This is a genomic window from Streptomyces hainanensis (assembly GCF_004348415.1).
GTDB lineage: Bacteria > Actinomycetota > Actinomycetes > Streptomycetales > Streptomycetaceae > Streptomyces > Streptomyces hainanensis.
The window spans coordinates 1-8,275 of sequence record NZ_SMKI01000360.1; the positions used below are offsets into that span (position 1 = coordinate 1).

Genomic DNA, 8,275 nt, shown 5'->3' on the forward strand with positions numbered 1-8,275 from the left:
CTCCCGAAGCCGGGCCGCTAGCCGCTGGGCCTCCCGACCTCCCGATCTCGCGGATGCGGGGGCGCTGGCCGCTGGGCCTCCCGACCTCCCGAATTCGCGGATGCGGGGGCGCTGGCCGCTGGCCGGCGCCGGGGGCGCTGGTGTAGGACGGCCATGGGCCGCTCGGCCGGCCGAGCGGCCTGGAGGCCGAGGCGGCCGTGGGCCGCCGGGCGCCTGAGTGCCCGGCCCCGGCTGGAGGCCGGCCAGGGCGGGCGGAAGCCCGTGGTCGGTGCCTGACGGCCGGGGTGGTGCGCCACGGATCCGGCATGAAGGTCTGGCGCTCGGCTTCGGGGGCGGGCTGGCCACGACGCCGGCCAACCTCCCGTGGCCGCGAGCCCGGCCGGCGGGGCCCGGCGGGGCTGTGCCAGTCCTACCCCTCCGGCCGGTAGGCCGGGGACGCCGAACCGGTCGCCGACGCCGAGGCCGGCGTCGGCGGGAGCTTCAGGCCGTCAGGCCGTCAGGCCGTCGAGTTGGTCGAGGAACCAGGTGGTGGGTGGCAGGGCCGTGGCCGCGGTGGACAGCCGTTCGTTGCGCCTGGCCCGCTCCTCCGGCGGCATGGTCAGCGCGCGGTGCAGCGCCTGGGCCGTGCCCGCGATGTCGTACGGGTTGACCAGCAGCGCGTCCTCGCCGAGCTCGGCGGCCGCGCCGGCCTCCCTGGACAGCACCAGGGCCACGCCCTTCTCGGAGATCACCGGGACCTCCTTGGCGACGAGGTTCATCCCGTCCCTGATCGGGTTGACCAACGCCACGTCGGCCAGCCGGTAGGCGGCGAGCGAGCGGGCGAAGTCGTCCTTGACGTGCAGCAGCACGGGCGACCAGTCGTCCGTGCCGAACTCCGCGTTGATCGCCTCCGCGACCCGGGACACCTCGGCCGTGTAGTCGCGGTAGACGGCCAGGTCCTGCCGCGACGGGTAGGCGAACGCCACGTGCGTGACCCGGCCGCGCCACTCGGGGCGCTCGGCCAGCAGCCGCCGGTAGGCCAGCAGGCCGCGCACGATGTTCTTGGACAGCTCGGTGCGGTCCACCCGCACGATGGTGCGCCGGTCGCCGATCTCGGCGCGCAGCGCGGCCAACCGTTCGTCCACGTCCGGCCGGAACGCCCGGTCCCGCAGGAACTCGGCGTCGGCGCCCAGCGCGTGGACGCCGAGCCTCGTCGTGCGGCCCTCGTGCGCGACGACGTCGTCGGCCTGCCCGGTGCCCAACTGGTCGGAGCAGCAGGCGGCGAACGCGTCCGCCCAGCGGCGGGTGTGGAACGCGGCCCGGTCGGACCCCAGGATGCCGAGCAGCACCCGCCGGGCGATCGGGTCGGGCAGCACCCGGAACATGTCGGGCGGCGCCCACGGGGTGTGCGCGAAGAAGCCGATCCGCAGGTCGGGGCGGCGTTCCCGCAACATCCGGGGCACCAGCGACAGGTGGTAGTCCTGCACCAGCACGGCCGCGCCCTCGCCCGCCTCCTCGGCGAGCGCGTCCGCGAAGGCGGTGTTGTACGCCTCGAAGCCGGCCCAGCGCTCCTCGAAGGTCTCGTCGAAGACCGGCTCGAACGGGGTCTGGTAGAGCAGGTGGTGGACGAACCACAGCACCGAGTTGGCGACCCCGTTGTAGGCGGCGTCGTACGTGTCGGGCGGGATCTCCAGCATCCGCACCGACTGGCCGCCGGTGTCGGCGGCCGGCAGCGTGCCGCCGAACCGGGCCGCCGCGGCCCGGTCGCCCTCGCCGAGCGCCGCGCACACCCAGGTGCCGGCGCCGGAACCGAGTGCCATCAGGCCGGACACGACGCCGCCGCCACCGCGGCGGGCGGCGAGTGAACCGTCGGCCGCCACCGAGTAGCTGACCGGGCCGCGGTTGGACGCGACCAGAACTTCGGCCCGAGCTTCGGTAGTCATCGAATCGAGACTCCCTGGGGAGATCGAGGTGCCGGAGGCGCGTGACGCGTGGGGACGTGGTCCGAGGCTAGCCAGCGGGGGAGCGGGTGAAACGTGCGACACGTCACACCCGCCCCGGCGGCCTCCCGCGTGACTACGCCGCCTGGCGCGCCGCGTACTCGGGAATGGTGGACATCGGCGGACGCTCCTCCGCGTTGATCAGGTGGGTGCGCGGCTCGAAGCCGCCCTCCCCGCGGTCGAACTGCGTCATGTCGACCTGCATCGGCAGCACCGAGCCGGGCAGCCGGCACTGCGCGGTCCGCATGATCGCCGCCGCCATCCGCCCCAGCGCCTGCCCGTCCTGGTGGCGGTGCTTGCGCACCCCCACATCGACCTGGGCCAGGGCGTCGAGGCCGGCCGTGTGCAGCGTGTCGATCAGCAGGCCGAGCTCCACGCCGTAGCCCACGGGGAACGGCAGCCGCTCGAGCAGCGAGCGACGGGCCGCGTACTCGCCGCCCAACGGCTGGACGACGCCGGCCAGTTGCGGCCAGTGCAGGTTGAGCAGCGGGCGGGCCACCAGCTCGGTGACCCGGCCACCCTGGTGGGCGCCGTTCGGCTTGTCGCCGAGCGGCCGGTCGTACATGGCCTTGACCAGGTGCACGTCGGGCTCGGTGAGCAGCGGCCCGACGATGCCCGAGACGAAGGTGGAGTCGAACTCCCGCAGGTCGGCGTCGACGTAACAGATGATCTCGCCGCTCGCCGCCATCAGCGAGCGCCACAGCACCTCGCCCTTGCCCGGGACGGTCGGCATCCGCGGCAGGATCTCGTCGCGGTGCACGACCTTCGCGCCCGCCGCGGCCGCGGCCTCCGAGGTGCGGTCGGTGGAGCCGGAGTCCACCACCAGCAGTTCATCGATGAGCGGCACCCGCTCCATCAGGTCGCGCCTGAGCGCTTCCACGATGGTGCCGACGGTCGCCTCCTCGTTCAGTGCGGGGAGTACCACGCTGATGCTCCCGGCCGCTCCTGCTGCCCGCTTCGCGTTCAACAGCCGCGGCAGCGGGCGGTCAGCGGCGGTCCAGGACCGGCGGCTCAGCCACTCCTCTGCCTCTTCCAGCACGAATGTCGCTCCTGTTCGCGTTCGGCCATGTTCGAACTCTTTTGGCCACCATTGCATCGTTTGGCCGTATCTGCCCTATACCGGCGTACCCGAATCCGTCGAGACCATGCGAGATGACGGCGCTGCCGGGTCCCCGACTCCTCCGGGCCCGCCAAGGGTGCCCTCAGGCCCGCGCCAGTGCGCTGCTGTCTCCCGGATCACCCACTGTCTCCCGTGTCTCCTCGTGTCTCGCGGATCGGACGGCCCGGGCCATTGTGGGGGGTGTCGGTTACAGTCTCGAACAGCGCAGGTGTCCTCCGCATATCGGGGGTCGCGCCGACAACTGCATACAGCTCATCCAGAGGGGCAGAGGGAACGGCCCGTTGAAGCCCCGGCAACCCTTCCGCCGGTCCTCGTGACACGGAGTGACGGCCAATGACGGCCGCGTCCGACGAGAATTCCGGTGGGGAAGGTGCCAATTCCGTCCCGTGGCGAGATCCGCCCCGGGGAAGATGAGAGGAAAGGGCCTCGCACCCATGTCCGTGCTGACCGCAGCCGACTCGTCACCCACCGCATCCGTCGACCTCGGTCCGGCCGCCGCGCTCTCCTGTCGCGAGTGCGGCGAGCGCTTCCCGCTCAGCCCGATCTTCGCCTGCGCGTCCTGTTTCGGGCCGCTCGAGATCGCGTACGACCTGCCGAGCGGCGACCCCGAGGGCCTGCGCCGACGCATCGAGGCGGGACCCAAGAGCATCTGGCGCTACGCGCCGCTGCTGCCCGTCCCCGCCGACGTCGCCACCAAGCCCAACCTGAACCCCGGCCTCACCCCGCTGGTGAAGGCCGACCGGCTGGCCGCCGAGCTCGGCGTGACCGGCCCCCTCTACGTCAAGGACGACTCGGGCAACCCGACGCACTCCTTCAAGGACCGGGTGGTCGCCCAGGCGCTCGAAGCGGCGCGTGCCTTCGGCTTCACCACCCTGTCGTGCTCGTCCACCGGCAACCTGGCCGGCGCGGTCGGCGCCGCCGCGGCCCGTGCGGGCCTGCGCTCCTGCGTCTTCATCCCGCACGACCTGGAGCAGGCCAAGGTCGTCATGGCCGCCGTCTACGGCGGTCAGGTCGTCGCCATCGACGGCAGCTACGACGACGTCAACCGCTTCTGCAGCGAGCTCATCGGCGACCCGCTCGGCGAGGGCTGGGGCTTCGTGAACGTCAACCTCCGCCCCTACTACGCGGAGGGCTCCAAGACGCTGGCCTTCGAGATCTGCGAGCAGCTCGGCTGGCGGCTGCCCGACCAGCTGGTGATCCCGATCGCCTCCGGATCCCAGCTCACCAAGATCGACAAGGGCCTCAAGGAGCTGATCGCCACCGGCCTGGTCGAGGACCGGCCGTACCGGATCTTCGGCGCCCAGGCCGAGGGCTGCTCGCCGGTCTCCCGGGCCTTCCGGGACGGCCACGACGTGGTCCGCCCCGTCAAGCCGAACACCATCGCCAAGTCCCTGGCGATCGGCAACCCGGCGGACGGCCCCTACGTGCTCGACATCGCCCGGCGCACCGGCGGCGCGGTGGCCGACGTCACGGACGCACAGGTGGTGGACGCGATCGGCCTGCTGGCCCGCACCGAGGGGATCTTCACCGAGACCGCGGGCGGCGTGACGCTGGGCGTCACCAGGAAGCTGATCGAGGAGGGCGCCCTGGACCCCTCCCTGACGACCGTCGTCATCAACAGCGGCGACGGCCTCAAGACCCTGGACGCGGTCGCCTCGGCGGCGGGCCCGACCGCGACGATCCCGCCGAGCCTCGACGCGTTCCGGCAAGCCGGTCTGGCGTGATCCGCCGCCCGAACCCGACCCAGGCCAGCCAACCCCTCACGGGAGGTAGAACCACATGAGCGTGACCGTCCGAATCCCCACCATCCTCCGCACCTACACCGGCGGCCTGGCCGAGGTCCCGGCCGACGGTGGGACCCTGGCCGAGGTGCTCGCCGACCTGGACCGGAACCACCAGGGGATCGCCGCCCGGGTGCTGGACGACGAGGGCAGGCTGCGGCGGTTCGTCAACGTTTATGTGAACGACGACGACGTCCGCTTCACCGAAGGCCTGCTGACCCCCACCCCGGACGGCGCGGGCGTGTCGATCATCCCCGCCGTCGCCGGAGGCTGACGTTCCGTTTGTCCGGTAAGCGGCCGTTACCACCGCAAATCCCCAGCTCCACACGCGCTCCACGCCCGCCCCGAGCCCTCCCGGCTCGGGGCGGTCGGCTGTCAGGGGGGCGATAGAGTGAGCGTCGAAGCGGCCGTTGGCCGATGCCACCCGCATATGAATTCGCGACACATGGCGCAAATAATGTGCCGAAAATCGACGTACGAATTGTCGGGTTGGGGTGAAAAAGCCCTGGCGAATGATTCAACTTTCAGCTAATATTTGGCATTTGCCCGTTCTGGCTTGCCAAGAATTCTCCCTCGAATGGCCTGTTGCACTGGGCGTCCGTCCAGATACATTCAGCGGCGGTCGACGCGTTCCGGCGCACACCCCCACACCGCCCGGGGGTGGGGTCTGATGAGGTCTGACCCGGGCCCGCGGAGTGCGGTCTCGTGAAAGGGCCAGCAAAATGGGGAGTTAGGAATGGCTCAGGGCACCGTCAAGTGGTTCAACGCGGAGAAGGGCTACGGCTTCATCGCGGTAGACGGTGGTGCGGATGTGTTCGTCCACTACAGCGCGATTCAGATGGACGGCTACCGCACTCTCGAAGAGGGTCAGCGGGTCGAGTTCGAGATCTCGCAAGGACAGAAGGGGCCACAGGCCGACATGGTCCGGGTGGCCGTCTGAATCGCCCGACCGTACCACGGCCTCGATACCGAGGGCCCGCGCCCGCACCTTGGGCGCGGGCCCTCGGCGCGTCTCCCGCCCCGGTCGCCGCTTGCACTCTCGGGGGGAGAGTGCTAATCATGGGCGTTAGCACTCTCCGGGTGAGAGTGACAGCAAGGACCGGTTCGGTGAGGTCCGTTCGGCAGGTGGGGCAAGGAACCACCGGCCGATGGGCCGTCCGTCGCGGGCGCCAGCGCGGTCCGGAGTAATCCACCCCGGTACCTGGGAGGACCCCTTCACATGGCCAAGATCATCGCGTTCAACGAGGAGGCGCGGCGCGGCCTCGAGCGCGGGATGAACCAGCTCGCGGACGCCGTCAAGGTCACGCTCGGCCCCAAGGGTCGGAACGTGGTCCTTGAGAAGAAGTGGGGCGCTCCGACCATCACCAACGACGGTGTCTCCATCGCCAAGGAGATCGAGCTCGAGGACTCCTACGAGAAGATCGGCGCGGAGCTCGTCAAGGAGGTCGCCAAGAAGACGGACGACGTCGCTGGCGACGGCACCACCACCGCCACCGTGCTGGCCCAGGCCCTGGTCCGCGAGGGCCTGCGCAACGTGGCCGCCGGTGCCAACCCGATGGCCCTGAAGCGTGGCATCGAGGCCGCGGTCGAGAAGGTCTCCGAGGCCCTGCTCGGTCAGGCCAAGGAGGTCGAGACCAAGGAGCAGATCGCCTCCACCGCCTCCATCTCCGCCGGCGACACCCAGATCGGCGAGCTCATCGCCGAGGCCATGGACAAGGTCGGCAAGGAAGGCGTCATCACCGTCGAGGAGTCGCAGACCTTCGGGCTCGAGCTCGAGCTCACCGAGGGCATGCGCTTCGACAAGGGCTACATCTCCGCCTACTTCGCCACCGACATGGAGCGCATGGAGGCGGAGCTCGAGGACCCCTACATCCTCATCGTCAACTCCAAGATCGGCAGCGTGAAGGACCTGCTGCCGCTGCTGGAGAAGGTCATGCAGTCCGGCAAGCCGCTGCTGATCATCGCCGAGGACGTCGAGGGCGAGGCCCTGTCCACGCTCGTCGTGAACAAGATCCGCGGCACCTTCAAGTCCGTCGCCGTCAAGGCCCCGGGCTTCGGCGACCGCCGCAAGGCCATGCTCAACGACATCGCCATCCTCACCGGCGGCCAGGTCATCTCCGAGGAGGTCGGCCTCAAGCTGGAGAACGCCACCCTCGACCTGCTGGGCCGCGCCCGCAAGGTGGTCATCACCAAGGACGAGACCACCATCGTCGACGGTGCCGGTGACAGCGAGCAGGTCCAGGGCCGCGTCAACCAGATCCGCGCCGAGATCGAGAACTCCGACTCGGACTACGACCGCGAGAAGCTCCAGGAGCGCCTCGCGAAGCTGGCCGGCGGCGTGGCCGTCATCAAGGCCGGCGCCGCCACCGAGGTGGAGCTCAAGGAGCGCAAGCACCGCATCGAGGACGCGGTGCGCAACGCCAAGGCCGCCGTCGAGGAGGGCATCGTCGCCGGTGGTGGCGTCGCCCTGCTGCAGGCCGCCTCGGTCTTCGACAAGCTGGACCTGGACGGCGACGAGGCCACCGGTGCCGCCGCCGTCAAGCTGGCGCTCGAGGCCCCGCTGAAGCAGATCGCGGTCAACGCCGGCCTCGAAGGCGGCGTCGTGGTCGAGAAGGTCCGCGGCCTGACCCCGGGCCACGGCCTGAACGCGGCCACCGGCGAGTACGTCGACCTGCTGGCCGAGGGCATCATCGACCCGGCCAAGGTCACCCGCTCCGCCCTGCAGAACGCGGCGTCCATCGCGGCCCTCTTCCTCACCACCGAGGCCGTCATCGCCGACAAGCCCGAGAAGGCGGCGGCCGGCGCCGGCGCCGGTGCGGGCGACATGGGCGGTGGGATGGACTTCTGACGGCTTGCCGGATTGCACGTTGCCGCGCACCGTCCTCGAAGTTCCCGGGCCCGCCCGGCGGCTCCCAGCCGCCGGGCGGGCCCCCGCCGTTTCCGGAGGGCTCCCGGCGGCCGTCCGCTCCGTGGGTTTCCCGCTTCGCGGTGCGGCTTCGCCACCGGGCCGCCGTTCCGGGGGGCCCGCTTCGCGCGGTGCCGCGCGGCTTCGCCGCCGGGGCGCCGGTATCCGCGCCTGGCACGGCGGTTGGCGGCGCCGGTCCGGCACCTGTCGCACGCCGTGCCGCTCAGCGGCTCCGCCGCCCGTTTCCGTGCTTCGCCCGGCAGGGCCGGGTTCCGGTGGCCCGTCCGGCTGTTCCACGCATTGCGCGCGGGCCGCGCGCCCGCGGGCACACCCGCCCCCGGCTTCGTGCCGTGGGCCGACGGGCTTCGCCCGGCAGCCGGCCCGCCCGTTCCGCGTTCCGCGTGGCGCCTCGCGGCTTCGCCGCGGTGGCCGCGCCCACTCCGCGCTTCGCACGGGACGCGCGGCGGCGGAGCCCGCCCGCCCCTTGCTT

The 8,275-nt window shown here is 71.5% G+C and carries 6 protein-coding genes and 1 riboswitch; of the genes, 4 read left to right on the forward strand and 2 right to left on the reverse strand.

Annotated features, from left to right (window positions below; translation table 11 throughout):
- Window positions 1-488: 488 nt before the first annotated feature.
- Window positions 489-1,922 (reverse strand): alpha,alpha-trehalose-phosphate synthase (UDP-forming), encoded by a 1,434-nt coding sequence (locus tag E1283_RS26835; protein WP_132820740.1) that lies wholly within the window; start codon window positions 1,920-1,922, stop codon window positions 489-491.
- Window positions 1,923-2,055: 133 nt separating this feature from the next.
- Window positions 2,056-3,018, reverse strand: coding sequence for a glucosyl-3-phosphoglycerate synthase (locus tag E1283_RS26840; protein WP_132820741.1), 963 nt, complete (start codon window positions 3,016-3,018; stop codon window positions 2,056-2,058).
- Window positions 3,019-3,348: 330 nt separating this feature from the next.
- Window positions 3,349-3,516, forward strand: a riboswitch (SAM riboswitch).
- Between E1283_RS26840 and thrC the strand changes: the two genes are divergently transcribed.
- From thrC to groL, 4 genes are all read left to right on the forward strand, one after another.
- Window positions 3,510-4,823: a threonine synthase gene (gene thrC / locus E1283_RS26845; protein WP_132820742.1), complete on the forward strand. Its 1,314-nt coding sequence runs from the start codon at window positions 3,510-3,512 to the stop codon at window positions 4,821-4,823. Its footprint overlaps the riboswitch before it by 7 nt.
- A 55-nt stretch (window positions 4,824-4,878) precedes the next feature.
- Complete coding sequence (locus E1283_RS26850; protein WP_132820743.1) at window positions 4,879-5,154, forward strand: MoaD/ThiS family protein; 276 nt, start codon at window positions 4,879-4,881, stop codon at window positions 5,152-5,154.
- Between the two features lie 462 nt (window positions 5,155-5,616).
- The gene (locus E1283_RS26855; RefSeq protein ID WP_037653356.1) at window positions 5,617-5,820 is read left to right on the forward strand and encodes a cold-shock protein; all 204 of its coding nucleotides are present in this window, start codon (window positions 5,617-5,619) and stop codon (window positions 5,818-5,820) included.
- A gap of 279 nt (window positions 5,821-6,099) precedes the next feature.
- Window positions 6,100-7,728, forward strand: a complete 1,629-nt coding sequence (groL, locus tag E1283_RS26860) for a chaperonin GroEL (protein WP_132820744.1) — start codon at window positions 6,100-6,102, stop codon at window positions 7,726-7,728.
- Window positions 7,729-8,275: the final 547 nt, after the last annotated feature.

What these genes read in the sequence shown, in the direction of transcription:
- thrC (WP_132820742.1), top strand. Translation starts at nt 3,510, where the DNA reads ATGAGAGGAAAGGGCCTCGCACCCATGTCCGTGCTGACCGCAGCCGAC.
- groL (WP_132820744.1), top strand. Translation starts at nt 6,100, where the DNA reads ATGGCCAAGATCATCGCGTTCAACGAGGAGGCGCGGCGCGGCCTCGAG.
- E1283_RS26835 (WP_132820740.1), bottom strand. Translation starts at nt 1,922, where the DNA reads ATGACTACCGAAGCTCGGGCCGAAGTTCTGGTCGCGTCCAACCGCGGC.
- E1283_RS26855 (WP_037653356.1), top strand. Translation starts at nt 5,617, where the DNA reads ATGGCTCAGGGCACCGTCAAGTGGTTCAACGCGGAGAAGGGCTACGGC.
- E1283_RS26850 (WP_132820743.1), top strand. Translation starts at nt 4,879, where the DNA reads ATGAGCGTGACCGTCCGAATCCCCACCATCCTCCGCACCTACACCGGC.